This window comes from Pseudomonas sp. 2995-1 (assembly GCF_002742505.1).
GTDB classification, from domain to species: domain Bacteria; phylum Pseudomonadota; class Gammaproteobacteria; order Pseudomonadales; family Pseudomonadaceae; genus Aquipseudomonas; species Aquipseudomonas sivasensis.
Map to the genome: position 1 here is coordinate 242779 of NZ_LJSA01000332.1, position 25531 is coordinate 268309.

Here is a 25531-nt window from a genome sequence, read left to right on the forward strand (position 1 = left end):
AGTCCCCGCGATGACGCCTCTAGATGCCAAGCGCCCGCTGCAGCTCAATGCTCAGGGCCAGTTGCAACACTTTTTGTCCCTCGACGGTTTGCCCCGCGAACTGCTCACCGAAATCCTCGACACCGCCGACTCATTCCTCGAAGTCGGTGGCCGGGCGGTGAAGAAAGTCCCGTTGCTGCGCGGCAAAACCATCTGCAACGTGTTCTTCGAAAACTCCACCCGCACTCGCACCACCTTTGAGCTGGCGGCCCAGCGTCTGTCGGCCGACGTGATCACGCTGAACGTGTCTACTTCGTCGGCGAGCAAGGGCGAAACCCTGCTCGACACCCTGCGTAACCTGGAAGCAATGGCCGCCGATATGTTCGTGGTGCGCCACGGCGACTCCGGCGCCGCGCATTTCATCGCCGAGCACGTGTGCCCGCAGGTAGCGATCATCAACGGCGGCGACGGCCGTCACGCCCACCCGACCCAAGGCATGCTCGACATGCTCACCATCCGTCGGCACAAGGGCAGCTTTGAAAACCTATCGGTGGCCATCGTCGGCGACATCCTGCACTCGCGGGTAGCACGCTCGAACATGCTGGCCCTGAAAACCCTGGGTTGCCCGGACATCCGCGTGATCGCGCCGAAAACCCTGCTCCCCATCGGCATTGAGCAGTACGGCGTGAAGGTCTACACCGACATGGCCGAAGGCCTCAAGGATGTAGACGTGGTGATCATGTTGCGCCTGCAACGCGAGCGTATGTCCGGTGGTTTGCTGCCGAGCGAGGGTGAGTTCTACCGCTTGTTCGGCCTGACCACCGCGCGCCTGGCCGGCGCCAAACCGGATGCCATCGTGATGCACCCGGGCCCGATCAACCGAGGGGTGGAGATTGAGTCGGCGGTGGCCGATGGCAACCAGTCGGTAATTCTCAACCAGGTGACCTACGGCATCGCCGTGCGCATGGCGGTGTTGTCCATGGCCATGAGCGGGCAAACCGCGCAACGTCAATTCGAGCAGGAGAACGCCCAGTGAAGCTCAGCATTCTTGGCGCTCGCGTTATCGACCCGGCCAGTGGCCTGGATCAAGTCACCGATCTTCATCTGGAAGCCGGCAAGATCATCGCCATCGGCGCCGCCCCCAGCGATTTCAGCCCCAGCCAGACCATCGACGCCAAAGGCCTGGTGGCCGCGCCTGGGCTGGTGGACCTGAACGTCGCCCTGCGCGAGCCGGGTTACAGCCGTAAAGGCAGCATCGCCAGCGAAACCCGCGCCGCTGCGGCCGGTGGCGTGACCAGCTTGTGCTGCCCACCGCACACCAAGCCGATCCTCGATACGTCGGCCGTGACCGAGCTGATCCTCGACCGTGCCCGCGAAGCTGGCAATTGCAAAGTGTTCCCCATCGGCGCCCTGAGCAAAGGTCTGGAAGGCGAACAACTCGCCGAATTGATCGCCCTGCGCGACGCTGGTTGCGTGGCCTTCGGCAACGGTCTGGAGAGCTTTCGCAGTACCCGCACCTTGTGCCGCGCCTTGGAATACGCGGCCACCTTCGATCTGACGGTGATCTTCCACTCCCAGGACCGCGACCTGGCCGAAGGCGGCTTGGCCCATGAAGGCGCCGTCGCCAGTTTCCTCGGCCTGCCGGGTATTCCGGAAACCGCCGAAACCGTCGCTCTCGCCCGTGACCTGCTGCTGGTGGAACAAAGCGGCGTACGCGCGCACTTCAGCCAACTCACCAGTGCCCGGGGCGTGGCCCTGATTGCACAGGCCCAGGCTCGCGGTCTGCCGGTGACTGCGGATGTGGCGCTGTACCAATTGATCCTCACGGATGAAGCGCTGATCGACTTCTCCAGCCTGTACCACGTGCAACCGCCCCTGCGCACCCTGGCCGACCGTGACGGTTTGCGTGCCGCGGTCAAATCCGGTGTGGTTTCGGCGATTTCCAGCCACCACCAGCCCCACGAGCGCGATGCCAAGCTCGCACCGTTTGGCGCGACCGAGCCGGGGATCAGCAGTGTGGAGCTGTTGCTGCCACTGGCGATGACGCTGGTGGAGGATGGCCTGCTCGACTTGCCGACGCTGCTCCAGCGCCTGAGCGCCGGCCCGGCCGAAGCCTTGCGCCTGCCGGCCGGCAACTTGGCCGTGGGTGCCGCAGCGGATCTGGTGCTGTTTGACACGGCCAGCTCCACGGTTGCCGGGGAGCACTGGCTGTCCAAGGGTGAAAACTGCCCGTTCATCGGCCATAGCCTGCCGGCGAGCGTGCGCTACACCTTGGTGGATGGGCGCATCAGCTACCAGGCCTAAAGCGGGCACGCAAAAAAAGTGGGAGGGGGCTTGCCCCCGATTGCAGTGGGTCAGCAATAAATGAGCTGACTGATCCACCGCTATCGGGGACAAGCCCCCTCCCACATTTAGTTCTCTATAGAGCCAGAGAAATCAGCGTCCCCCGTTGCGCTCTGCATTGCGGATCGAAACCTGGGTATTCAACGTCCAGAAGTCATACAGCACCCCCACCAGGAACAAGCCACCGGTCAGCAGGTAGATCAGGCCGGTGATCCATTTGCCCTGGTACATGCGGTGCACGCCGAACACCCCCAGAAACGCCAACAGAATCCACGCCACGTTGTATTCGATGGGACCGGCGGTAAAGCGCAGGTCGGCTTCACGGTCCATGGCCGGGATCAGGAACAGGTCGATCAGCCAGCCGATACCCAGCAGGCCAAGGGTAAAAAACCAGATCGTCCCGGTGACAGGTTTGCCGTAATAAAAACGATGCGCGCCGGTAAACCCGAAAATCCAGAGCAGGTAACCGATCACCTTGCTGTGGGTGTCTTGTTGCGGCCCAACCTGTTGATAGGTGTTCATGACGTACCTCTTTTGCTTCGATAGATAAATTTTTTCATTTTCTTTGTGACTTTTTTACGGGCGCCCGACGTACGGCAAATGGTATCTTCACTGCCCTGAAAGCCTTATGCCACCTGACTTGTGTAGGACAATTGCGGCGAATCGTCGCGTATTTCCTGATTTTGACGTCAAGGTTCAGTCGACAAACGGCCTGAGAACGACACAAAAAGCTGTTATAAAGTTGCGCGCAAACCCATAAGAGCCACGCCTAATGCGACCATTTTTAAAGACATGGCTAACCATTTGCCTATTAATGCCATTGGCCGCCCACGCCACCAATCGTGAGCAACGACTTCCGAACGTTAACGGTTTCACCCCTAAAGTCCACAGCACGCCAAGCACTGCCAAATCGGTAAAGCCGACCGTCAGCCGCCCGACTCAATTGAGCAAGGCGCACGGTAAAGCAGTTCCCGGCCTCGTGGCAGTCAACACCAAGCAAAGCAGCAACGTCCTCAGCCGCGCCGTAAACGTGCTCGGTACACCTTATCGTTGGGGCGGCAGCAGCCCAAGTAAAGGGTTCGACTGCAGCGGCCTGGTGAAATATGCGTTCAACGACGTAGCCGCCGTGGATCTGCCGCGCACTTCCAATGCCATGGCCGCCGGCCACGGGCAGAAGGTTGATCGCAAGGACCTGAAACCAGGTGATCTGCTGTTCTTCAAATTGAAGAGCCGCCAGGTCAATCACGTTGCCATCTACTTGGGCAATGACCGTTTTATCCACGCACCGCGTCGTGGCAAGTCGGTCAGCATCGACACGTTGAAAAAGCCGTTTTGGGACAAGAACTACGTGATTGCCAAGCGGGTTCTGCCGAAAGAGCAGAACACCTTGCGAGTGGTTCAACGCTGATTTCAAGCTGAAATGCAGTCGTCAATGTGAGAGGGGGCTTGCTCCCGATAGCGGTGGATCAGTCAGTTTATCTGTACCTGACCTACTGCAATCGGGAGCAAGCCCCCTCCCACGTTTGGATCTCCTTATATATTCCGATCTTAGATATCCCCAGGCGCCCTCGCCTTCTCCAGCGCCTCTTCCCGGCTGATCACGCCCTGCGTGACCAACGCTTTCAAACTCATATCCAATGTCTTCATCCCCAACGCCCCGCCGGTCTGGATGGCAGAGACCATCTGCGCCACCTTGTCCTCACGAATCAGATTACGAATGGCTGGCGTGCCCAACATGATTTCATGGGCCGCCACGCGCCCGCCGCCGAGCTTCTTCACCAGCACCTGTGACACCACCGCCTGCAACGACTCCGACAACATTGAGCGGACCATGGCCTTTTCGCCGGCCGGGAACACGTCGACCAGCCGATCCACGGTCTTTGCCGCGGAGGTAGTGTGCAAGGTGCCAAATACCAGATGCCCGGTTTCAGCCGCCGTCAGGGCCAGGCGGATGGTTTCCAGGTCACGCAGTTCGCCCACCAGGATCACATCGGGGTCTTCACGCAGCGCCGAACGCAGGGCTACCGAAAAACTGTGGGTGTCGCGGTGCACCTGGCGCTGGTTGATCAGCGCGATTTTCGGCCTGTGGATAAATTCGATGGGGTCTTCCAGCGTAAGGATGTGCTGGCGCCGATGCTGATTGAGGTAATCGATCATTGCCGCCAGAGTGGTGGACTTGCCGGAGCCAGTGGGTCCGGTCACCAGCACCAGGCCACGTGGCAATTGGGCGATGCGTTGGAACACCGCCCCGAGACCCAGGCTATCCAGGCTCTGGACTTCGGCCGGAATAGTACGAAACACCGCGCCCATGCCGCGATCCTGTTGGAATACGTTGGCCCGGAAGCGCGCTACACCCGGCAGCTCGAAGGCAAAATCCGTTTCAAGAGATGTTTCGAAATCCTTTTGCTGGTATTGATTGAGCAAAGGGCTCAATAAATCCGCGACTTGCGGGGCAGAAAGCACCGGCCAATCCATCGGCCAGACTTCGCCATCGATTCGCCACATCGGCGCCAGCCCCGCCGACAGGTGCAGGTCGGAGGCGCCACGGCGCACGCCGGCCACCAGTAATTCAGTGATATCCATAGGGCTTTCCATTTCCAGTAGAATGCCGCGGACTCCATATCCACGGGCGCATCTTGAATGTCGACGATAGCAGACAACATCGGCCTGGTTAGCCAGCGCATCCGCGCCGCAGCCGACGCCGTGCAACGTGACGCAAGCAGCATCCACCTGCTGGCCGTGAGCAAGACCAAACCCGCCCAAGCAGTGCGCGAAGCCTATGCCGCCGGGCAGCTCGAATTCGGCGAAAACTATCTGCAGGAAGCCCTGGGCAAACAGGCTGAATTAACCGACCTGCCCTTGAGTTGGCACTTCATCGGCCCCATTCAATCGAACAAGACGCGCGCTATCGCCGAGAACTTCGCTTGGGTGCATTCCGTGGACCGCCTCAAAATTGCACAACGCCTGTCCGAACAACGCCCGGCCGACCTGCCGCCGCTGAACATCTGTATCCAGGTCAATGTCAGCGGCGAAGCCAGCAAGTCCGGCTGCACGCCCGCCGACTTGCCGGCCCTGGCCAATGCCATCAGTGCCCTGCCGCGCTTGACGCTGCGTGGCCTGATGGCAATCCCCGAGCCGACTGAAGATCGGACCGAGCAAGATGCAGCGTTCGCTACCGTTCGCGACCTGCAAAACAGCCTGAACCTGCCGCTCGACACGCTTTCCATGGGCATGAGCCACGACCTTGAGTCGGCCATCGCCCAAGGCGCCACCTGGGTGCGGATCGGTACCGCCCTGTTTGGCGCCCGTGATTACGGCCAGCCGTGAAATGGCTGACCTCCCTCTGAATAAGGACCTGTCATGAGCAACACGCGTATTGCCTTTATCGGCGCCGGTAACATGGCGGCCAGCCTGATCGGCGGCCTACGGGCCAAGGGCCTGGACGCCGCGCAGATCCGCGCCAGCGACCCGGGCGCCGACACCCGTGCGCGCGTCAGCGCCGAGCACGGTATCGACACCTTTGCCGACAATGCCGAGGCCATCCAAGGCGTCGACGTGATCGTGCTGGCGGTCAAGCCACAAGCCATGAAGGCCGTGTGCGAAAGCCTGCGCCCAAATCTGCAACCGCATCAGTTGGTGGTGTCCATCGCTGCCGGCATAACCTGCGCCAGCATGAAGAAGTGGCTGGGGGCCCAGCCCATCGTGCGTTGCATGCCCAACACTCCGGCTCTGCTGCGCCAAGGCGTCAGCGGTTTGTATGCCACCGCCGAGGTCAGCACCGAACAACGTGACCAGGCCCAAGAGCTGCTGTCCGCCGTGGGCATTGCTCTGTGGCTGGATCAGGAACAACAACTGGACGCGGTCACCGCCGTCTCCGGCAGCGGCCCGGCGTACTTCTTCCTGCTGATTGAAGCCATGACCGCCGCCGGCGTGAAACTCGGCCTGCCACGGGAAGTCGCTGAGCAACTGTCCGAGCAGACCGCCTTGGGCGCCGCGAAGATGGCCGTGTCCAGCGATGCGGATGCCGCCGAGCTGCGCCGTCGCGTGACCTCACCAGGCGGCACGACGCAGGCCGCCATTGAATCGTTCCAGGCCGGGGGCTTTGAAGCCCTGGTGGAAAAAGCATTGGGTGCCGCTGCGCACCGATCGGCCGAAATGGCCGAACAACTGGGCAACTAAGGAGCCAATATGATTGGTTTGAACACCGCAGCCGTCTACGTGCTGCAAACCCTCGGCAGCCTCTACCTGCTGATCGTGCTGTTGCGTTTCGTGTTGCAACTGGTACGTGCCAACTTCTACAACCCGCTCTGCCAGTTCATCGTCAAGGCGACCCAGCCGCTGCTCAAGCCGTTGCGCCGGGTGATCCCGAGCCTGTTCGGCCTGGATATGTCGTCGCTGGTGCTGGCGATCCTGGTGCAGTTGGCCTTGATGGCGCTGACACTGCTGCTGACGTACGGCACCACCGGCAATTTCATACAGTTGCTGATTTGGGCAATCATCGGCGTGACCGCGCTGTTCCTGAAGATTTTCTTCTTCGCCTTGATCATCAGCGTGATCCTGTCCTGGGTCGCCCCGGGTAGCCACAACCCTGGCGCCGAACTGGTGAACCAGATCTGCGAGCCCGCCCTGGCGCCATTCCGCCGCATGCTGCCGAACCTGGGCGGCCTGGATATCTCGCCGATCCTGGCATTCATGGTGCTCAAGCTGCTGGACATGCTGGTGATCAACAACCTGGCCACCATGACCGGGATGCCTGAGATTCTGCGCCTGCTGATCTGACGCAAACAAATGAGGGAGGGGCTTGCTCCCTCCCTCCCTCATTTCGCAGCGCGCAGGCCTTTGCTTGCCGCTGGGTGCAGTGGTCTTTAGACTTACGCCTCATTTAAACGAGAGCAGGGTCGATGCCAGCTGCCTTCCCCCCCGATTCTGTTGGTCTGGTCGTGCCCCAAGTGGCGCACTTCAGCGAACCCCTGGCCCTGGCCTGCGGCCGTTCTCTGCCCGCCTACGACCTGATCTACGAAACCTATGGCCAACTGAACGCCACGGCGAGCAACGCCGTGCTGATCTGCCACGCCTTGTCCGGTCATCACCACGCAGCAGGCTTCCACAGTGCCGACGAGCGCAAGCCCGGCTGGTGGGACAGCTGTATCGGTCCCGGCAAGCCCATCGACACCAACAAATTCTTCGTGGTCAGCCTGAACAACCTCGGCGGCTGCAACGGCTCCACTGGCCCCAGCAGTATCAACCCGGAAACCGGCAAGCCGTTCGGCGCCGACTTCCCGGTGCTGACCGTGGAAGACTGGGTACACAGCCAAGCGCGTCTTGCCGATTTGTTGGGCATCAACCAGTGGGCCGCCGTGATCGGTGGCAGCCTGGGCGGGATGCAGGCACTGCAATGGACCATCACCTACCCTGATCGCGTACGCCATTGTCTGGCCATCGCCTCGGCCCCCAAGTTGTCGGCGCAAAACATCGCCTTCAACGAAGTGGCGCGCCAGGCGATCCTCACCGACCCCGAGTTCCACGGCGGTTCGTTCCAGGAAGTGGGCGTGATTCCCAAGCGCGGCTTGATGCTGGCGCGGATGGTCGGGCATATCACCTACCTGTCCGATGACTCCATGGGCGAAAAATTCGGCCGTGGCCTCAAGAGCGAGAAGCTCAACTACGATTTCCACAGCGTCGAATTCCAGGTCGAAAGCTACCTGCGTTATCAGGGCGAGGAGTTCTCCGGGCGTTTCGATGCCAACACCTATCTGCTGATGACCAAGGCCCTGGACTATTTCGACCCGGCGGCCAACCACGACGATGACCTGGCGAAAACCTTCGAAGGCGCCACGGCCAAGTTCTGCGTGATGTCGTTCACCACCGACTGGCGCTTCTCCCCGGCCCGCTCCCGCGAGCTGGTGGATGCACTGATGGCCGCACGCAAAGACGTGTGCTACCTGGAGATCGATGCGCCGCAAGGCCACGACGCCTTCCTGATTCCGATCCCGCGTTACTTGCAGGCGTTCGGCAATTACATGAACCGGATTACAGTGTGAGAACGCCATGAGAGCCGACCTGGAAATCATCCAAGAATGGATCCCCGCCGGCAGCCGCGTGCTTGACCTGGGCTGCGGCGATGGCGAACTGCTGAGCTGGCTGCGCGACAACAAGCAAGTCACCGGCTATGGCCTGGAAAACGACCCGGACAACATCGCCCAGTGCGTGGCCAAGGGCATCAACGTGATCGAGCAGGACTTGGACAAGGGCCTGGGTAACTTTGCCAGCAACAGCTTCGACATCGTGGTGATGACCCAAGCCCTGCAAGCGGTGCACTACCCTGACCGCATCCTCGACGAAATGCTGCGCGTGGGTCGCCAGTGCATCATCACCTTCCCTAACTTCGGCCACTGGCGCTGCCGCTGGTACCTGGCGACCAAGGGTCGCATGCCGGTGTCGGATTTCCTGCCTTACACCTGGTACAACACGCCGAACATCCACTTCTGCACCTTCGAAGACTTCGAAGCGCTGTGTGGCGAGCGTGAAGCCAAAGTGATTAACCGACTTGCCGTCGATCAACAGCACCGTCACGGCTGGGCGAGTAAACTATGGCCCAACCTGTTGGGCGAAATCGGTATCTACCGGGTCAGCAGTCCTGGCCTGACCGACCACAAAATTGCCGTCTAATCATTTTCCAGAGGGGCGCTCATGAGTCGCTTGGCTATTTTTCTACTGACCGCTTGCCTGGGTGCCAACGCCTTGGCAGCCGACGCTATCGATGCAAATCGCAAGAAAGACTTCGGCGATATCACCGTTCACTACAACACCTTCACCTCCAGCTTCCTGCAACCGGAAACCGCCCAGAAAGTCGGCGTGGTACGCAGTAAGGAAAAGGGCTTGATCAATGTGACCGTGATCAAGGGCGTGACCCCCGTGGCCGCACAAGTAACGGGCACCATCAAGGATCTGGGCGGCAAGAGCGAGATCCTCACCTTCAAGCAAATCAACGAAAAAGGCGGGATCAATTATCTCGCGCCCTACGCCGTGACCCAGCGGGAATACAAGACGTTTACCATCAACGTTGAAACCGGCGGCAAAGCCCATAGCTTCCAATTCAACCAGGAACTGTTTCCGGCGGAATGATGAACCTTACCCAGCTCGTACTCGCCAGCCATAACGCCGGCAAACTCAAAGAACTGCAGGCCATGCTCGGCGACTCCGTGCAACTGCGCTCGATTGGCGAGTTCAGCCAGGTCGAGCCGGAAGAGACAGGCCTGTCGTTCGTCGAGAACGCCATCCTCAAGGCGCGCAATGCCGCACGTATCTCGGGCCTTCCGGCGCTGGCGGATGACTCTGGCCTGGCGGTGGATTTTCTCGGCGGAGCCCCTGGTATCTATTCGGCGCGCTACGCCGATGGCAAAGGTGACGCGGCCAACAACGCCAAGTTGCTGGACGCCCTCAAGGACGTGCCGGACGCCGAACGCGGCGCGCAGTTCGTCTGCGTGCTGGCCCTGGTGCGCCATGCGGACGACCCGTTGCCGATCCTTTGCGAAGGCCTGTGGCACGGGCGCATCCTGCATGCGGCCAGCGGTGAGCATGGTTTTGGCTATGACCCGCTGTTCTGGGTGCCAGAGCGCAATGTCTCCAGCGCCGAACTGAGCCCGGCCGACAAGAACCAGATCAGCCACCGCGCCCGCGCAATGGATTTGCTGCGCCAACGCCTGAGCCTGAAATGACCCACGACACGCAGGCGCTGCCGCTGATCCACGGCGGCGCGCAAACACCTCGGGCGGCCTTGCCCGTGCTGCCGCCCCTGGCGCTGTATATCCACATCCCGTGGTGCGTACGTAAATGCCCGTATTGCGACTTCAACTCTCACACCGCAAGCAAAGTGCTGCCGGAAGAAGAGTACGTGGACGCACTGTTGGCCGACCTCGATCAGGACCTGCATGCCGTTTACGGCCGGGAACTGAGTTCGATCTTCTTCGGCGGTGGCACCCCAAGCCTGTTCAGCGCTGCAGCACTGGGTCGCCTGCTCAAAGGCGTGGAAGCGCGCATCCCGTTTGCCGGCGATATCGAGATCACCCTGGAAGCCAACCCCGGCACGTTCGAACAAGAGAAGTTCGTGGCGTACCGCAAGCTGGGGATCAACCGCCTGTCCATCGGTATCCAGAGCTTCCAGCAGGAAAAACTTCAGGCCCTGGGCCGTATCCACAATGGCGACGAAGCTGTACGCGCTGCCGGGATGGCGCGCCAGGCCGGATTTGATAACTTCAACTTGGACCTGATGCACGGTTTGCCCGATCAGTCCCTGGACGACGCCCTCAGCGACCTGCGCCAGGCCATCGCGCTCAAACCCACGCATTTGTCCTGGTATCAATTGACCCTGGAACCCAACACGGTGTTCTGGAACCAGCCGCCGGCGCTGCCAGAAGACGACACCCTCTGGGACATCCAGGAAGCAGGCCAGGCACTGCTGGCCGAGCACGGTTACGCCCAATACGAAGTGTCAGCCTATGCCCAACCGGGCCGCCCGGCGCGGCATAACCTGAATTACTGGAGCTTCGGCGACTTTATCGGCATCGGCGCCGGCGCCCACGGCAAGCTCAGCCATCCGGACGGGCGCATCGTGCGCACCTGGAAGACCCGCGCGCCAAAGGACTACCTGAACCCGGCCAAAAGCTTCCAGGCTGGGGCGAAGGAGCTGACCAATGACGAGCTACCTTTCGAGTTTCTGATGAACGCTCTGCGCCTCACCGACGGCGTCGACGCCAGGCTCTACGCCGAGCGCACGGGCCTCGACCTGGCGAGCCTTGACGAGGCACGTCGCGAGGCAGAACAAAGTGGCTTAATGCAGGTCGAACCGTCACGCCTGGCGGCCACTGATCGCGGGCAACTCTTTCTCAATGACCTGTTGCAGAAGTTTTTGAGCTGACGCTCTAAGGAATTCGAATGGATTTGGTACTCGACCTGCTCGCCACCGTATCCCGCTGGAGCCGCAGCAACCTGTCGGAAATCTCCCTAGCGCTCGTGGGCTGTTTGCTGGTGCTGTTCGGCGCAGATATCAAGGGCTGGGTCGAAGCACGCCTGGGCAGCATCGCCGGCGCCTTGCGCGTCCCGCTGATGGCATTGGTGTGCATGGTCGGCAGCGGCGCTGCATTGATCTACGCCACACCGTGGATTGTGCGGGGCTTGAGCCAGTTCAATAACTACAGCCTGGCGCCGGTGTTGGTGGTGGTGCTGGTGTTGATTGGCGTCGTCGCCGATCGCCGCTGACCTCAAATCCAACACAAAACAACTGTGGGAGGGGGCTTGCCCCCGATAGCGGTGGATCAGTCACTTTGATGTCGACTGATCCACCGCTATCGGGGGCAAGCCCCCTCCCACATTGAATTGCATTTCAAGCCAGTGGCGAGTTACGCCAACTTCTCAAACTTCAAATCCCAAACCCCATGCCCCAACCGCTCGCCGCGACGTTCGAACTTGGTGATCGGACGCTCAGCCGGGCGCGGCACGCATTTGCCATCTTCGGCCAGGTTGCGGTAGCCAGGGGCAACGTCCATTACTTCCAGCATGTATTCGGCATACGGCTCCCAGTCGGTGGCCATGTGCAGGATGCCGCCAACCTTGAGCTTGCTGCGCACCAGTTCCGCGAAGGAAGCCTGAACGATGCGGCGTTTGTGGTGGCGGGATTTATGCCATGGGTCCGGGAAGAACAGCATCAGGCGGTCAAGGCTGTTGTCGGCGATGCAACGGTTAAGCACTTCAATCGCGTCGCAGTCGTAGACCCGCAGGTTAGTCAGGCCTTGAGTCAGGACGCCGTTAAGCAGTGCGCCGACACCTGGGCGGTGTACTTCCACGCCAATGAAGTCCTGGTCCGGCGCGGCAGCGGCCATTTCCAGCAGGGAGTGGCCCATGCCGAAGCCGATTTCCAGTGAGCGCGGGGCCGAACGGCCAAACACTTGGTCGTAGTCCACGGGCGCATCGGCCAAGGGCAATACGAACAGTGGCGTGCCCTGCTCCAGACCCTTTTGCTGCCCTTCGGTCATACGACCGGCGCGCATCACAAAGCTCTTGATGCGGCGATGCTTGGACTCGTCGCCTGCTTCTTCCACGGTGTTCGGCGTTTCGTTTGATTCAGTCATCAATGGCTCTTACTTGATCAGACCATCCAGCGGCGAAGAGGCGCTGGCGTAGAGTTTTTTCGGCATGCGCCCGGCGAGGTAAGCCAGGCGGCCTGCGACGATGGCGTGTTTCATGGCTTCGGCCATCATGATCGGTTGCTGAGCATGGGCGATGGCGGAGTTCATCAGCACAGCGTCGCAACCCAGCTCCATGGCGATGGTCGCGTCGGAGGCAGTGCCTACGCCCGCATCCACCAGTACGGGGATCTTGGCTTCTTCGAGGATGATCTGCAGGTTGTACGGATTGCAGATACCCAGGCCGGAACCGATCAGACCGGCCAGCGGCATCACGGCGATGCAGCCGATTTCCGCCAATTGACGGGCGATGATCGGGTCATCACTGGTGTAGACCATCACGTCGAAGCCTTCCTTGACCAGCGTCTCAGCGGCCTTGAGGGTTTCGATCACGTTGGGGAACAGGGTTTTTTGGTCGGCCAGCACTTCCAGCTTCACCAGGTTGTGACCATCAAGCAGCTCACGGGCCAGGCGGCAGGTGCGCACGGCTTCAATGGCGTCATAGCAACCGGCTGTGTTCGGCAAGAAGGTGTAGCGATCCGGCGACAGCACTTCGAGCAGGTTCGGCTCGCCCTCGATCTGACCGAGGTTGGTGCGGCGTACGGCGAAGGTCACGATTTCAGCGCCCGAGGCTTCGATGGCCAGGCGGGTTTCTTCCATGTCGCGATACTTGCCGGTGCCGACCAGCAAGCGGGACTGGTAGGTACGACCGGCCAGGACGAAGGGCTTGTCGCTACGAACGATGCTCATGGGAAATCCTCGAAATGGGGTGAGGTTCTGCAGAATTCGGGCAGGCGACTAGCCGCCGCCGATGGCGTGGACCACTTCAACCTGATCACCTTCGGTGAGCGCAGTCTCGGCGTGGAGGCTACGCGGAACGATATCCAGGTTGAGCTCCACTGCGACGCGACGCCCGGTCAGGTCCAGACGGGTCAGCAGGGCCGAAACGGTTTCACCGTCGGGCAGTTCAAAGGATTCGCCGTTCAACAGAATGCGCATGCCGCGGGCCGCCATCGTTTTTAGGGGCCAGCATTCTAGCTTGATTGGCGTTGCCGGCCCAAGTCCCTTGGTCAGACGACCTGCAAGCGCCAGGCAAACAAACCGAGGAAGAACCAGCCGAGCAAGAACGCCAGGCCACCGAACGGGGTGATGATGCCGAGCTTGCTGATACCGGTCATGGTCAGCGCGTAGAGGCTGCCGGAAAACAGCAGGATACCGATGACAAACGAGATACCGGCCCAAGTCACCAGGCGGCCGGGAAGATGGGCGGCCAGCAACGCCACGCCGAACAGCGCCAGTGTGTGCACCAGTTGGTAGGTCACTCCGGTATGGAAGATCGCCAGGTACTCGGCGCTCAGACGGTTTTTCAGGCCGTGGGCGGCAAACGCGCCCAAGGCCACACCGGTGAAGCCGAAAAACGCGGCCAGCATCAGAAAGCTACGCAGCATAGGGAACTCCAGTCAGACTCATCGGGCAGGGTCTGTATAATGGCCCGCTCAACGGGTTCGGCCAAGCCATCTCTATGCTGCGTCTCCTATTCAAACGCTTTCTCAACGTCGTGAAATGGTTTGCCATCGGCAGTGTTTTGCTGGTGCTGCTGTTTCGTGTCGTCCCGCCGCCCTTCACCGCCCTGATGGTGGAGCGCAAGGTCGAATCCTGGTTCGACGGCGAACCCATTGACCTGCAGCGCACCTGGGTGCCGTGGGACGAGATCTCCGATGAGCTCAAAGTGGCGGTGATGGCCGGTGAAGACCAGCGCTTCCCGCAGCATTGGGGCTTTGATTTCGGCGCGATCCAGGCGGCGATCCTGCACAACGAGCGCGGCGGTTCGATTCGCGGCGCCAGTACGTTGAGTCAGCAGGTGTCGAAGAATCTGTTCCTGTGGGCTGGCCGCAGTTATTTGCGCAAAGGGCTGGAGGCCTGGTTTACCGGGTTGATCGAGGTGCTGTGGCCCAAGCAGCGGATTCTTGAGGTGTACCTCAATAGCGTGGAATGGGATGAAGGCGTATTCGGCGCGGAGGCGGCGGCGCGGCATCACTTCGGCGTAAGCGCCAAAGACTTGTCCCGGCAGCAGGCCAGCTATTTAGCGGCGGTGTTGCCTAACCCACGGGTATGGAGTGCCAGCCACCCGACCGCTTATGTGGCGCGGCGGGCGGCGTGGATTCGCCAGCAGATGAGCCAGCTAGGCGGAGATGGTTATCTGGTGGAACTGAACAACTCGCGCAAAGCGCCTTGGTCCGACTGATACAACACAAAAAAATGTGGGAGGACGCTTGCTCCCGATAGCGTTGGATCAGTCATTTTAATGTCGACTGACACTCTGCTATCGGGGGCAAGCCCCCTCCCACATTTTTAAGCGGCGCTTTTAAGCGGCGATCGACAACTTCAGCTTGTTCATCGCGCTTTTCTCAAGCTGACGAATTCGCTCGGCCGACACGTTGTACTTCTGCGCCAAGTCGTGCAGCGTGGCTTTTTCTTCCGCCAGCCAGCGCTGGTAGAGGATGTCACGACTGCGGTCGTCCAACACTTCCAGCGCTTCGTGCAGGTTGTGGTTGGAATTGTCGCTCCAGTCGGCGTCTTCCAGTTGACGCGCCGGGTCGTACCGGTGGTCTTCCAGATAGTTGGCCGGCGATTGGAAGGCGCTGTCATCGTCCGCTTCGGCGGCCGGATCGAAGGCCATGTCATGGCCGGTCAGGCGACTTTCCATTTCGCGCACTTCACGGGGCTCCACACCGAGGCTTTCGGCCACGCGGTGGACTTCCTCGTTGTTCAGCCACGCCAGGCGTTTTTTCTGGCTACGCAGGTTGAAGAACAGTTTGCGCTGGGCCTTGGTGGTCGCGACTTTCACAATGCGCCAGTTGCGCAGGATGAACTCGTGGATTTCCGCCTTGATCCAGTGCACGGCAAACGACACCAGGCGCACGCCCATCTCAGGGTTGAAGCGCTTTACAGCCTTCATCAGGCCGACGTTGCCTTCCTGAATCAGGTCAGCCTGGGCCAACCCGTAGCCGCTATAGCTACGGGCGATATGTACGACAAAACGCAGGTGGGCGAGCACCATCTGCCGAGCCGCCCCCAAATCCTGCTCATAGTAGAGACTCTCGGCCAGTTCACGCTCCTGCTCGGGCGTCAGCAATGGAATGCTGTTGACCGTGTGCACATAGGCTTCCAGGTTCGCACCAGGGACCAAGGCATAAGCAGGTTGCAAAGAAGTGGTCATACGAAAAAACCTCCGACTCACATAACTCGTGCAGTTCAGCACTGCGAAAATTGACCGGGAACCGTAGGACAAGTTCCCTAAACCACTGATACGGTCAATACAAACGAAACCACATTAATCTGACATTAACTACTTCGGTGCCAGCTCACGTAAATGCCGTGCGACCGCAATCCAGGCACCGATATAACCCAACAATACCGCGCCAAGCAAGAGCGACAGACCATCGGCCACCGGTACCCCGGCCAGGGCAAAATCACTGCCGTACAAGCCGGCAAGCCCAACGACTGCATCGTTCAGCCAGTTCAGGCCGAACGCCAGCACGCCCCAGGACAAAATCCCCGCACCCAGGCCATAAAGCGCGCCCATGTACAGAAAAGGCCGACGCACATAGCTGTCCGTGCCGCCGACCAGTTTAATCACTTCTATCTCGATGCGACGGTTTTCAATATGAAGACGAATGGTATTACCTATCACCAAAAGTAATGCAGACACCAACAGCACCGTCAGGCCGAACACAAAACGGTCGCCAAGCTTGAGGATCGCCGCCAGGCGCTCTACCCAGACTAGATCAAGTTGCGCCTGTTGCACCTTCGGCATCTCTGCGAGTTTTTGCCGCAGGGCTTCAAGGGCCGGCTTGTCGACTTCATTCGGGGTCACCAGCACGACGCCTGGCAGTGGGTTCTGCGGCAGCTCTTTAAGCGCCTCGCCCAGGCCGGACTGCTGTTGGAACTCCTCAAGGGCCTGGTCGCGGCTAACGTACTCGGCGTCCGCGACGCCCGGCATATTCTTGATATCGTCCCGTAGCGCTTCGCCTTCCTTGGTACTGGCATCCAGGTTCAAGTACAGCGAAATCTGCGCCGCACGCTGCCAGGAACCGCCCAAACGCTCCACATTATTAAGCAGCAGCGACAAGCCCATCGGCAGGCTCAAGGCCACAGCCATCACCAGGCAGGTGAAAAAGCTGCCGATCGGCTGTTTGCCCAGACGGCGCAAGCTGTCCAGCAGGCTGGCGCGGTGGCTTTCGATCCAGGCGCGCAGCAAGGTGCTGAAGTCCGGGCCGTCGTCATCGTCGTGTTTTTTCTTTTTCGGTTGCGGGTCGGCCGGTTTTGGCGCAACGCGCTCGGAAACCTTAGGGCTACGTGTGGCACTCATACGCCAGCCTCCCCGTCACCGATCAGGCGACCGCGCTGCAGGGTCAGCATGCGGTGGCGCATGCGGGCGATCAACGCCAGGTCGTGGCTGGCGATCAATACGCTGGTGCCCAGGCGGTTGATGTCTTCGAACACCCCCATGATCTCGGCCGCCAGACGCGGGTCGAGGTTACCGGTAGGTTCGTCCGCCAGCAGCAAGGCCGGGCGATGGACGATGGCGCGGGCGATGCCGACGCGCTGCTGCTGACCAGTCGAGAGATCGCCGGGGTAGAGGTCGGTCTTGTCCGACAGCGCCACGCGCTCCAGGGCCGAGTCCACACGCTTGACGATTTCGGCCTTGGACAACCCAAGAATCTGCAGCGGCAGCGCAATGTTGTTGAACACCGTGCGATCGAACAGTAACTGGTGGTTCTGGAACACTACGCCGATCTGGCGGCGCAGGAACGGGATCTGCGCATTACTGATGGTGGCCAGGTCCTGGCCGGCGAGCAGTAACTTGCCGGTAGTCGGGCGTTCCATGGCCAGCAGCAGGCGCAACAGCGTACTTTTGCCGGCCCCCGAGTGACCGGTGACAAACAAGAACTCGCCGCGACGCACTCGAAAGCTCAGCTCATGCAAGCCGACATGCCCGTTGGCATAGCGTTTACCGACCTGTTCGAATCGAATCATGAACGCTCCCGCTCGGCAAACAGTGCCTGTACAAAGGGTTCGGCTTCAAAGGTGCGCAGGTCGTCGATGCCTTCACCGACGCCGATATAACGAATCGGCAACCCGAACTGCTTGGCCAGGGCGAAGATCACACCGCCTTTGGCCGTGCCGTCGAGCTTAGTCAACGCGAGGCCGGTCAGTTGGACCGTCTGGTTGAATTGTTTGGCCTGGCTGATAGCGTTCTGGCCGGTACCAGCGTCCAGCACCAGCAGCACTTCGTGCGGCGCGTCAGCGTCGAGCTTGCCGATAACGCGGCGGACTTTCTTCAGCTCTTCCATTAGGTTGTCTTTGGTGTGCAGACGACCAGCGGTATCGGCGATCAGCACATCGATGTTACGAGCCTTGGCGGCTTGCACGGCGTCGAAGATCACCGAGGCGGAATCGGCACCCGTGTGCTGGGCGATCACCGGAATCTTGTTGCGCTCACCCCAGACCTGCAATTGCTCAACGGCAGCGGCGCGGAAGGTGTCGCCGGCAGCGAGCATGACTTTCTTGCCTTCCGATTGCAGTTTCTTGGCCAATTTGCCGATGGTGGTGGTCTTGCCGGCGCCGTTGACGCCCACTACCAGGATCACGAACGGCTTGTTCGGGGTGATCACCAGCGGCGCTTCCACGGGTTTGAGCATCGCAGCCAGTTCGGCCTGCAAGGATTTGTAGAGTGCATCGGCATCGGTCAGCTGCTTGCGCGCGACCTTTTGGGTCAGGCTCTGGATGATCACCGCGGTGGCTTCGACGCCCACGTCGGCGGTCAGCAGACGGGTTTCAATGTCTTCCAGCAGTTCGTCATCAATGACCTTCTTGCCCAGGAACAGGCTGGCCATGCCTTCGCCGATGCTGGCGCTGGTCTTGCTCAGGCCTTGCTTGAGACGAGCGAAGAAGCCGGTCTTGCTTGTTTCGGCGGGTGGGGCGATCGGCTCTGGCTCGACAACCTCGATAACTTGGGCAGGCTCAGCGGCCACAACAGGCGCATGAACCGGGACTTCCACGGCAAGTGGCGCTTCGGCAACCACCTCGACCGTCTCAACCACCGCAGGAATCGGCGGGGCCACGTGCTCAGCCTGTATGTCTTCGACCAACGCCACGGGCTCTTCGGCCACTGGCAATTCAGGCCACGGCTTGTGCTCAGGCTCAGGCTCAGGCTCGGCCTCAACCACTGGCTGCAACACCGGCTCAGCCATCGGCAACACCACCGGCGCAGGCACTTCGGCAACCGGCTCGGCTTCTACTATAGGTTCGGGGATCGGTTCAGCTTGAACCTGTGGCTGTTCGACAACGGTTTCCTGCGGCTTTTTGCGCAGCCATCCGAACAGGCCTTTCTTCTCGCCAGCCGCAGCTGGGGTCTTCTTGTCGTCGTTGGAACCAAACATGGAGACGGCTATCTCAAGGTAGCGAAGTGCCAGAGCGGCACGTCGGTAAATAAAATTCGATGCGTAACAGACTGTTTTTTAGCCAGCTCGTTCATGCGCAACATTTTGTAAGGCCTAAATAGGGCCTCAACAAGACTGCCGCAGTGGCCGTCCGTATATTCGACCAGTATCCTAGCACCTCCTCGCCCGCTGACGCTAAGACCAAGCGGGCAGCCCAACAGGTTTAAAAACGAATGAATGCTCTAGCCCGCCGCGCCGCAGGCCTGCTGTTCAGCACAGTTTGTCTGCCTCTTACAGCCTTGGCTGCCGACCCACAACCCACCCATGAATTCACCCTGGACAACGGCCTCAAGGTCGTCGTGCGCGAAGATCATCGCGCCCCGGTGGTGGTTTCCCAGGTTTGGTACAAAGTGGGTTCGAGCTACGAAACCCCGGGCCAGACTGGTTTGTCCCACGCCTTGGAACACATGATGTTCAAGGGCAGCGCCAAAGTCGGCCCCGGCGAAGCCTCGCTGATCCTGCGCGACCTGGGTGCCGAAGAAAACGCGTTCACCAGCGATGACTACACCGCTTATTACCAAGTCCTGGCCCGTGACCGCCTGGGCGTGGCCTTCGAACTTGAAGCCGACCGCATGGCAAGCCTGCGTCTACCGGCCGACGAGTTCAGCCGCGAAATCGAGGTTATTAAAGAAGAACGTCGCCTGCGCACCGACGACAACCCGATGTCCAAGGCCTACGAGCGCTTCAAGGCCATGGCCTTCCCGGCCAGCGGCTACCACACGCCGACCATCGGCTGGATGGCCGATCTGGACCGCATGAAGGTCGAAGAACTGCGCCACTGGTACCAATCCTGGTACGTGCCGAACAACGCCACCCTGGTGGTAGTCGGCGACGTAACTCCGGACGAGGTGAAGAACCTGGCCCAACGCTACTTTGGCCCGATCCCTAAGCGTGACGTACCGCCCGCGAAGATCCCGATGGAGCTGGCTGAACCCGGCGAGCGCCTGCTGACGATGCACGTGCAGACCCAATTGCCGAGCGTGATGCTCGGTTTCAACGTTCCTGGCCTGGCGACTGCCGAAGATAAACGCTCGGTGCAAGCCCTGCGCCTGATTTCGGCCCTGTTGGATGGCGGCTACAGTGCGCGCATCTCGGAGCAGTTGGAACGCGGTGAAGAGCTGGTTTCGGCCGCCTCCACCAATTACGACGCTTATACCCGCGGCGACACCCTGTTCATGCTGTCGGCCACCCCAAACCAGCAGAAGAAAAAGACCGTTGCCCAAGCCGAAGCCGGCCTGTGGCGACTGCTCGAAGAACTCAAAGCCAAGCCGCCAACCGCCGAAGAACTGGAACGCATCCGCGCTCAGGTCATTGCCGGCCTGGTCTATCAGCGTGACTCCATCACCAGCCAGGCCACGGCCATCGGCTCCCTGGAAACTGTCGGCCTGTCCTGGAAGCTGATGGACAGTGAACTCGCCGACCTGCAAAGCGTGACGCCTGAAGATATCCAGAAGGCCGCGCGTACTTATTTCACCCGCGAGCGTCTGAGCGTCGCCCATGTTCTGCCTGAGGAGACTGCTCATGAGTGATCGCAAAAGCCTGATCCTGCCTGGCCTGATCGCCGTTACCCTGATCGCGGCGAGCGCCGTGTATTTCCTGCGCCCAAGTGAATCGGTCGCGAGCCCGGCGCTTGAAAAAGCCCAGTCAGCCAACAAACTGCAATCCTTGGCGGAGTTGGACGGCAAGGCACCCACCAACCGCAAGCTCGACGTGCAAACCTGGACCACCGCCGAAGGCGCCAAGGTGCTGTTTGTTGAGGCGCATGAACTGCCGATGTTCGACATGCGCATCCTGTTCGCCGCCGGCAGCAGCCAGGATGGCGATGTGCAGGGCCTGGCGTTGATGACCAACGCCATGCTCAACGAAGGCATACCGGGCAAGGACGTCAGCCAGATCGCCAGTGGTTTTGAAGGCCTGGGCGCCGACTTCGGCAATGGCGCTTACCGCGACATGGCACTGGTATCCCTGCGCAGCCTGAGTGCCAGCGATAAACGCGACGCCGCCCTGGCGCTGTTTGACGACGTGATCGGCAAGCCGACCTTTCCGGCCGACTCCCTGGCCCGCATCAAGAATCAGATCCTCGCCGGCTTCGAATATCAGAAGCAAAACCCCGGCAAACTCGCCAGCCTGGAGCTGTTCAAGCGCTTGTACGGCGATCACCCTTATGCGCACCCGAGCGAAGGCACACCTGAAAGCGTGCCGAAAATTAACCTGGCGCAGTTGCAGGCGTTCCACGCCAAGGCGTACGCCGCCGGTAATGCGGTGATTGCGGTGGTAGGCGACCTGACCCGCGCCGAAGCTGAAGCCATGACCGCAAAGGTGTCCGCATCGCTGCCTAAAGGCCCGGCCCTGGCGAAGATTGCCCAGCCGACTGAACCAAAGGCCGGCCTGAGCCATATCGAGTTCCCATCCAAGCAGACTCACTTGCTGTTCGCCCAACTCGGCATCGACCGCGCCGACCCGGACTACGCGGCCTTGTCCCTGGGTAACCAGATCCTCGGCGGCGGTGGTTTCGGCACCCGTTTGATGAGCGAAGTACGTGAAAAGCGTGGCCTGACCTACGGTGTTTACTCCGGTTTCTCACCGATGCAGGTACGCGGTCCGTTCATGATCAACCTGCAGACACGCGCCGAAATGAGTGGCGGCACCCTGCGCCTGGTCGAAGACGTCGTGGCCGATTACCTCAAGAACGGTCCGACGCAAAAAGAGCTGGATGACGCCAAGCGCGAGCTGGCCGGCAGCTTCCCGCTGTCTACCGCCAGCAACGCCGATATCGTCGGTCAGCTGGGCGCCATGGGTTTCTATAACCTGCCGCTGAGCTATCTGGAAGATTTCATGAAACAATCCCAGGCCCTGACCGTAGAGCAGGTCAAGGCTGCAATGAATAAACACTTGAGCGCCGATAAGATGGTCATCGTGACCGCCGGCCCGACGATTGCGCAAAAGCCACTACCGCCCCCCACTGATAAACCCGCCGAGCAGCCGCTCGGGGTTCCGGAGCATTAATGGCCAGTTCATCTCGCCCGAAAAAACCTGTCCACAACGTACACAACGGTGTGGGCCAACTGCGCATCATTGGCGGTGAATGGGGCAGCCGCAAGCTGAGCTTCCCCGATGTCGTGGGCCTGCGCCCAACGCCGGATCGCGTGCGTGAAACCCTGTTCAACTGGCTCGCGCCGTATATCGCGGGCGCTAAGGTCTTGGACCCGTTCGCCGGCAGTGGCGCACTGTTCCTGGAGGCGTTGTCCCGTGGCGCGTCTCAGGCACAGGCGCTGGATGCCAGCAATGTGGCGGTCTCCAGCCTCAAGGAACACCTGGGCACCCTGCGTTGCACCAATGGCCAGGTACAAACTGCCGATGCTCTGCGCTACCTGGAAACCCAGGCGGCCAGCGAGTACGACGTAGTGTTCCTCGACCCGCCGTTTAACCAGAACCTCTTGCCGACCGTGTGCACGCTGCTGGAAGAACGCCAATGGCTGGCGCCCGACGCTTGGATCTACACTGAAAGCGAGACTGCGCCATCCTCCTTGGGACTGCCGGGCGCGTGGCGACTGCACCGGGAGCAGAAATCCGGGCGGGTGTATTACGCGTTGTGGCATCGGTTGCTCGAGAACTGAGAGCAATCCAGCTTTTGTGGTGAACGGGCTGGCCCCGCGCGGGGCTGCGGAGCGGCCCCAATAAAAACACCGCGCACCATCAGCTAGAACTCGGTCGCTTGGTCTGGGGCCGCTCCGCAGCCCCGCGCGGGGCCAGCCCGCTCACCACAGAAGCCTGCTCACCACAGCAAACGCGCTTGCCACAGAGATCTGCATGACCCCTTCCTCTGAAAAATTCACCCCCGCCTTCGGCCTCGGCAACCCTCACCTGCAAACCCTGTGGGGGCCGCTGTGGCGCCCTACCACCCATATCGAACGCCAACGCGAACGCCTGTGGCTGGAAGACGGCGACTTTCTCGACCTCGACTGGCATGGCCCGCATGACGCGCAGGCGCCGTTGGTGCTGGTGCTGCATGGGCTGACCGGCTCGTCCAATTCCCCCTATGTAGCCGGCCTGCAAAAAGTCCTCGCAGCGCAAGGCTGGGCCAGTGCGGCCTTGAACTGGCGTGGTTGCTCGGGCGAGCCCAACCTGTTGGCCCGCAGCTATCACTCGGGCGCCAGCGAAGACCTGGCCGCCGCCATTGCGCATCTACGCGCCAAGCGGCCGCTGGCGCCGCTGTATGCGGTGGGTTATTCGCTGGGTGGCAATGTGCTGCTTAAGCACCTGGGGGAAACCGGCGAGGCATCCGGGCTGCAAGGCGCGGCGGCGGTGTCGGTGCCGTTTCGCCTGGACCAGTGTGCGGACCGCATCGGGATAGGCTTCTCGCGCGTTTACCAGAAGCACTTCATGCGCGAGATGCTCGCGTATATCCGCGTCAAGCAGCGTCAGTTTTTGCAGGATGGTCGGGAGGACGGGTTGAAAACCCTGGATGCGCTCGGCTCACTGGAGAAGATGCGTACCTTCTGGGACTTCGATGGCCGGGTCACGGCGCCGCTGCACGGTTTTTTGAGTGCCGAGGACTATTACCGCCGCGCGTCGAGTCGCTACTACCTGGGTGCTATACGCACGCCGACGTTGATTATCCAGGCTGCCGACGACCCGTTCGTATTCGCCCACAGCTTGCCCGAGGCCAGCGAGCTGTCGGCGTGCACCGAGTTTGAGCTGACGGCCAAAGGTGGGCACGTGGGCTTCGTCGATGGCTCACTGAAACGCCCCAGCTACTACCTGGAGCGGCGTATTCCCCAATGGTTACTGTCAAAACACGGTTAAACATGTGGGAGGGGGCTCGCCCCCGATTGCGGTGGAACAGTCAATAATGTGTCGACTGATACTCCGTAATCGAGGACAAGCCCCCTCCCACATTTGGATTGGGTTTACACGACCGGTAAATCAGTCGCCAGTCGCAATTGCCCGCGCAGGATCGGTAATCCACTCGCTCCACGACCCCGCATACAACTTGCCCAACGGATAACCCGCCAGACTCAGGGCGAACAGGTTGTGGCAGGCCGTCACACCCGAGCCGCAGTACGCCACCAGATCTTCCGGCGAGCGGCCTTGCAACTGCGCGGCGAAGCGTTGCCTGAGTTGGTCGGCCGGCAGGAAACGTCCATCGCTGCCCAGGTTTTCGTTGAACGCCGCACATTGCGCACCGGGGATATGCCCGGCAATCGGATCAATAGGTTCAACGTCACCGCGAAAACGCGCTTGGGCACGGGCATCGATCAAGGTCAGGCCGGGTTGGCCCAAGCGTTTTTGCAGGTGTTCGGCGTCCAGCAACAGATGATTGTCCGGCGTACCCGCGAAGGTGCCAGGCTCTGTCACCGGCGCGTCCAGGCTCAACGGGAAACCAGCTACATGCCAGGCCTTGAGGCCGCCATCCAGGATAAACACGCCATCGCGCTTGCCCAGCCAGGCCAGCAGCCACCAGGCGCGGGCGGCAAATGCGCCGGGGCCGTCGTCATAGAGCACCACGTCGGTAGTGGCATGGATGCCCCAGGCCCGCAATTGCTCGGCAAAAGTGTCCGCCGCCGGCAATGGGTGGCGACCGGTCACTCCCTTGATTACCGGGCCGCTGAGATGGCGTTCCAGGTCGGCATATTGCGCGCCGTCGATATGCCCTTCGGCGTAGCTGCAAAGTCCGTAATCCGGGTCTTCCAGGGCAAAACGACAGTCCAGGATCACCAGCCCGGTCGACTTCTGGCGCTCGGCCAATTGCTGGGGACTGATCAGTTGGGCAAGCGGCATGACGAACTCCTACGAATGCAGTGGGAAAGGCCTACTTCACTTCTTCCAGTGCCTGGTTCAGCGGCACGTAAAACTCTTTGAACAGCGCATCCACGTCCTCTTTCGCCTGAGGCGTGACAAAACCGGCCTCCAGCACCAGCACCTGATACACCCCGCGCTTGATGGCTTCGGCACTCAAATGGGCAGAATTTTCATTGGTGGTGCACAGAAAACGCACCCACGAGGTGAGGATGATCCAGGCGTTGAGGGTCAGTGCTTCGGTTTGAACAGGGTCCATATTGAGGATGCCAGCGTCGACGAACCCCCGGTAGATCGCATTGCCTTGGGTCAGGCAACGCTGGGAAAAGCGCCGATAACCGGTGGCGAGCTCGGGATCGCTCTCCAGCAGATGTTCAAGGTCGCGATGCAGGAAGCGATAGCGCCACATCCCGGCCAGCAGGGCCTGCAGGTAGAAACGTTTGTCTTGAACCGTCGCGGCGCGCCCCTGTGGCGGACGCAGAAAACTGTCTACCAGCGCTTCGTATTCACGGAACAGCACGGCGATGATCGCCTGCTTGTTGGGGAAGTGGTAGTACAGGTTGCCCGGCGAAATTTCCATATGGGCTGCGATATGGTTGGTGCTGATACTGCGCTCACCCTGCTGGTTAAAAAGCTCCAGGCTGGTTTGCACAATGCGCTCGCTGGTCTTTACTCGTGGTGCCATAGGGGAATCAGCTTCTATACACGTGATGGCGCATCTTA

29 protein-coding genes are annotated in these 25531 nt (G+C 60.7%); 17 read left to right on the forward strand and 12 right to left on the reverse strand.

Translation table 11 applies throughout. The features are described from left to right. Positions 1-10 precede the first annotated feature (10 nt). The gene (locus AOA61_RS10085) at positions 11-1015 is read left to right on the forward strand and encodes an aspartate carbamoyltransferase catalytic subunit (RefSeq protein ID WP_015886339.1); all 1005 of its coding nucleotides are present in this window, start codon (positions 11-13) and stop codon (positions 1013-1015) included. Beyond that, positions 1012-2283: a dihydroorotase gene (locus AOA61_RS10090; protein WP_099601692.1), complete on the forward strand. Its 1272-nt coding sequence runs from the start codon at positions 1012-1014 to the stop codon at positions 2281-2283. Before AOA61_RS10085 ends, AOA61_RS10090 begins: the two co-directional genes overlap by 4 nt. A 132-nt stretch (positions 2284-2415) precedes the next feature. Here AOA61_RS10090 and AOA61_RS10095 read toward each other — a convergent pair whose 3' ends face one another. Further along, positions 2416-2844, reverse strand: a complete 429-nt coding sequence (locus AOA61_RS10095; RefSeq protein WP_027606088.1) for a TM2 domain-containing protein — start codon at positions 2842-2844, stop codon at positions 2416-2418. A gap of 250 nt (positions 2845-3094) precedes the next feature. Between AOA61_RS10095 and AOA61_RS10100 the strand changes: the two genes are divergently transcribed. Beyond that, positions 3095-3730 carry a C40 family peptidase gene (locus AOA61_RS10100; protein WP_032884130.1) on the forward strand — a complete coding sequence of 212 codons (636 nt, stop codon included), beginning with the start codon at positions 3095-3097 and terminating at the stop codon, positions 3728-3730. Between the two features lie 140 nt (positions 3731-3870). Here AOA61_RS10100 and AOA61_RS10105 read toward each other — a convergent pair whose 3' ends face one another. Further along, positions 3871-4905 carry a type IV pilus twitching motility protein PilT gene (locus tag AOA61_RS10105; protein ID WP_099601693.1) on the reverse strand — a complete coding sequence of 345 codons (1035 nt, stop codon included), beginning with the start codon at positions 4903-4905 and terminating at the stop codon, positions 3871-3873. A gap of 57 nt (positions 4906-4962) precedes the next feature. Between AOA61_RS10105 and AOA61_RS10110 the strand changes: the two genes are divergently transcribed. The 9 genes from AOA61_RS10110 to AOA61_RS10150 all read left to right on the forward strand — a co-directional run bounded on the left by AOA61_RS10110 (position 4963) and on the right by AOA61_RS10150 (position 11580). Then, positions 4963-5649 carry a YggS family pyridoxal phosphate-dependent enzyme gene (locus AOA61_RS10110; RefSeq protein WP_032884134.1) on the forward strand — a complete coding sequence of 229 codons (687 nt, stop codon included), beginning with the start codon at positions 4963-4965 and terminating at the stop codon, positions 5647-5649. A gap of 33 nt (positions 5650-5682) precedes the next feature. Next, entirely contained in the window at positions 5683-6501 is an 819-nt protein-coding gene (gene proC / locus AOA61_RS10115) for a pyrroline-5-carboxylate reductase (RefSeq protein WP_032884136.1), read from the forward strand. A 9-nt stretch (positions 6502-6510) separates the two neighbouring features. Next, entirely contained in the window at positions 6511-7101 is a 591-nt protein-coding gene (locus AOA61_RS10120; RefSeq protein ID WP_099601694.1) for a YggT family protein, read from the forward strand. Between the two features lie 122 nt (positions 7102-7223). Continuing rightward, a complete protein-coding gene (locus AOA61_RS10125) occupies positions 7224-8363 on the forward strand; it encodes a homoserine O-acetyltransferase (RefSeq protein ID WP_099601695.1) in 1140 nt (379 codons plus the stop codon). Positions 8364-8370: 7 nt separating this feature from the next. Continuing rightward, entirely contained in the window at positions 8371-8991 is a 621-nt protein-coding gene (gene metW, locus AOA61_RS10130) for a methionine biosynthesis protein MetW (protein WP_010207236.1), read from the forward strand. Between the two features lie 21 nt (positions 8992-9012). Next, positions 9013-9447, forward strand: a complete 435-nt coding sequence (locus AOA61_RS10135; protein ID WP_032884139.1) for a DUF4426 domain-containing protein — start codon at positions 9013-9015, stop codon at positions 9445-9447. Beyond that, positions 9444-10040 (forward strand): RdgB/HAM1 family non-canonical purine NTP pyrophosphatase, encoded by a 597-nt coding sequence (gene rdgB / locus AOA61_RS10140; RefSeq protein WP_025859581.1) that lies wholly within the window; start codon positions 9444-9446, stop codon positions 10038-10040. The genes AOA61_RS10135 and rdgB overlap by 4 nt, the downstream gene beginning before the upstream one ends. Beyond that, positions 10037-11239, forward strand: coding sequence for a radical SAM family heme chaperone HemW (gene hemW, locus AOA61_RS10145; protein WP_032884140.1), 1203 nt, complete (start codon positions 10037-10039; stop codon positions 11237-11239). The genes rdgB and hemW overlap by 4 nt, the downstream gene beginning before the upstream one ends. Positions 11240-11256: 17 nt before the next feature. Beyond that, positions 11257-11580: a DUF3392 domain-containing protein gene (locus AOA61_RS10150; protein WP_032884141.1), complete on the forward strand. Its 324-nt coding sequence runs from the start codon at positions 11257-11259 to the stop codon at positions 11578-11580. A gap of 140 nt (positions 11581-11720) precedes the next feature. On the opposite strand, the gene trmB is transcribed toward AOA61_RS10150, so the two are convergent. The 4 genes from trmB to AOA61_RS10170 all read right to left on the reverse strand — a co-directional run bounded on the left by trmB (position 11721) and on the right by AOA61_RS10170 (position 13951). Then, positions 11721-12449, reverse strand: a complete 729-nt coding sequence (trmB, locus tag AOA61_RS10155; RefSeq protein WP_032884142.1) for a tRNA (guanosine(46)-N7)-methyltransferase TrmB — start codon at positions 12447-12449, stop codon at positions 11721-11723. Between the two features lie 9 nt (positions 12450-12458). After that, the gene (locus AOA61_RS10160; protein WP_032884143.1) at positions 12459-13253 is read right to left on the reverse strand and encodes a thiazole synthase; all 795 of its coding nucleotides are present in this window, start codon (positions 13251-13253) and stop codon (positions 12459-12461) included. Positions 13254-13301: 48 nt separating this feature from the next. Then, complete coding sequence (gene thiS, locus AOA61_RS10165) at positions 13302-13502, reverse strand: sulfur carrier protein ThiS (protein ID WP_032884144.1); 201 nt, start codon at positions 13500-13502, stop codon at positions 13302-13304. 71 nt (positions 13503-13573) lie between these two features. Continuing rightward, a complete protein-coding gene (locus tag AOA61_RS10170) occupies positions 13574-13951 on the reverse strand; it encodes a DUF423 domain-containing protein (protein ID WP_032884146.1) in 378 nt (125 codons plus the stop codon). A gap of 74 nt (positions 13952-14025) precedes the next feature. Here AOA61_RS10170 and mtgA point away from each other — a divergent pair, with 74 nt between their 5' ends. Beyond that, on the forward strand, positions 14026-14748 hold the full coding sequence (gene mtgA / locus AOA61_RS10175; RefSeq protein WP_099601696.1) for a monofunctional biosynthetic peptidoglycan transglycosylase: 723 nt from the start codon (positions 14026-14028) through the stop codon (positions 14746-14748). Between the two features lie 120 nt (positions 14749-14868). Here the strand turns inward: mtgA and rpoH are convergent, their stop codons facing one another. The 4 genes from rpoH to ftsY form a co-directional block, all read right to left on the reverse strand. Further along, positions 14869-15723 (reverse strand): RNA polymerase sigma factor RpoH, encoded by an 855-nt coding sequence (rpoH, locus tag AOA61_RS10180; RefSeq protein ID WP_003176698.1) that lies wholly within the window; start codon positions 15721-15723, stop codon positions 14869-14871. Positions 15724-15852: 129 nt separating this feature from the next. Then, positions 15853-16875 (reverse strand): permease-like cell division protein FtsX, encoded by a 1023-nt coding sequence (gene ftsX / locus AOA61_RS10185; protein WP_032884149.1) that lies wholly within the window; start codon positions 16873-16875, stop codon positions 15853-15855. Beyond that, the gene (gene ftsE, locus AOA61_RS10190; protein WP_003213784.1) at positions 16872-17543 is read right to left on the reverse strand and encodes a cell division ATP-binding protein FtsE; all 672 of its coding nucleotides are present in this window, start codon (positions 17541-17543) and stop codon (positions 16872-16874) included. Before ftsE ends, ftsX begins: the two co-directional genes overlap by 4 nt. Then, on the reverse strand, positions 17540-18949 hold the full coding sequence (gene ftsY / locus AOA61_RS10195) for a signal recognition particle-docking protein FtsY (RefSeq protein ID WP_099601697.1): 1410 nt from the start codon (positions 18947-18949) through the stop codon (positions 17540-17542). Before ftsY ends, ftsE begins: the two co-directional genes overlap by 4 nt. Positions 18950-19182: 233 nt before the next feature. On the opposite strand from ftsY, the gene AOA61_RS10200 reads away from it, so the two are divergent. The 4 genes from AOA61_RS10200 (at position 19183) to AOA61_RS10215 (ending at position 23815) form a co-directional block, all read left to right on the forward strand. Continuing rightward, complete coding sequence (locus AOA61_RS10200; protein WP_032884151.1) at positions 19183-20538, forward strand: pitrilysin family protein; 1356 nt, start codon at positions 19183-19185, stop codon at positions 20536-20538. Further along, positions 20531-22015 (forward strand): pitrilysin family protein, encoded by a 1485-nt coding sequence (locus tag AOA61_RS10205; protein WP_095185136.1) that lies wholly within the window; start codon positions 20531-20533, stop codon positions 22013-22015. The genes AOA61_RS10200 and AOA61_RS10205 overlap by 8 nt, the downstream gene beginning before the upstream one ends. Beyond that, entirely contained in the window at positions 22015-22626 is a 612-nt protein-coding gene (gene rsmD / locus AOA61_RS10210) for a 16S rRNA (guanine(966)-N(2))-methyltransferase RsmD (RefSeq protein WP_099601698.1), read from the forward strand. The genes AOA61_RS10205 and rsmD overlap by 1 nt, the downstream gene beginning before the upstream one ends. 193 nt (positions 22627-22819) lie before the next feature. Beyond that, the gene (locus AOA61_RS10215; protein ID WP_099601699.1) at positions 22820-23815 is read left to right on the forward strand and encodes a hydrolase; all 996 of its coding nucleotides are present in this window, start codon (positions 22820-22822) and stop codon (positions 23813-23815) included. Between the two features lie 120 nt (positions 23816-23935). Here AOA61_RS10215 and AOA61_RS10220 read toward each other — a convergent pair whose 3' ends face one another. Together AOA61_RS10220 and AOA61_RS10225 are read right to left on the reverse strand one after the other, a co-directional pair. After that, complete coding sequence (locus AOA61_RS10220) at positions 23936-24790, reverse strand: sulfurtransferase (RefSeq protein WP_095185137.1); 855 nt, start codon at positions 24788-24790, stop codon at positions 23936-23938. A 31-nt stretch (positions 24791-24821) separates the two neighbouring features. Further along, the gene (locus AOA61_RS10225) at positions 24822-25493 is read right to left on the reverse strand and encodes a TetR/AcrR family transcriptional regulator (RefSeq protein WP_095185138.1); all 672 of its coding nucleotides are present in this window, start codon (positions 25491-25493) and stop codon (positions 24822-24824) included. Positions 25494-25531 lie beyond the last annotated feature (38 nt).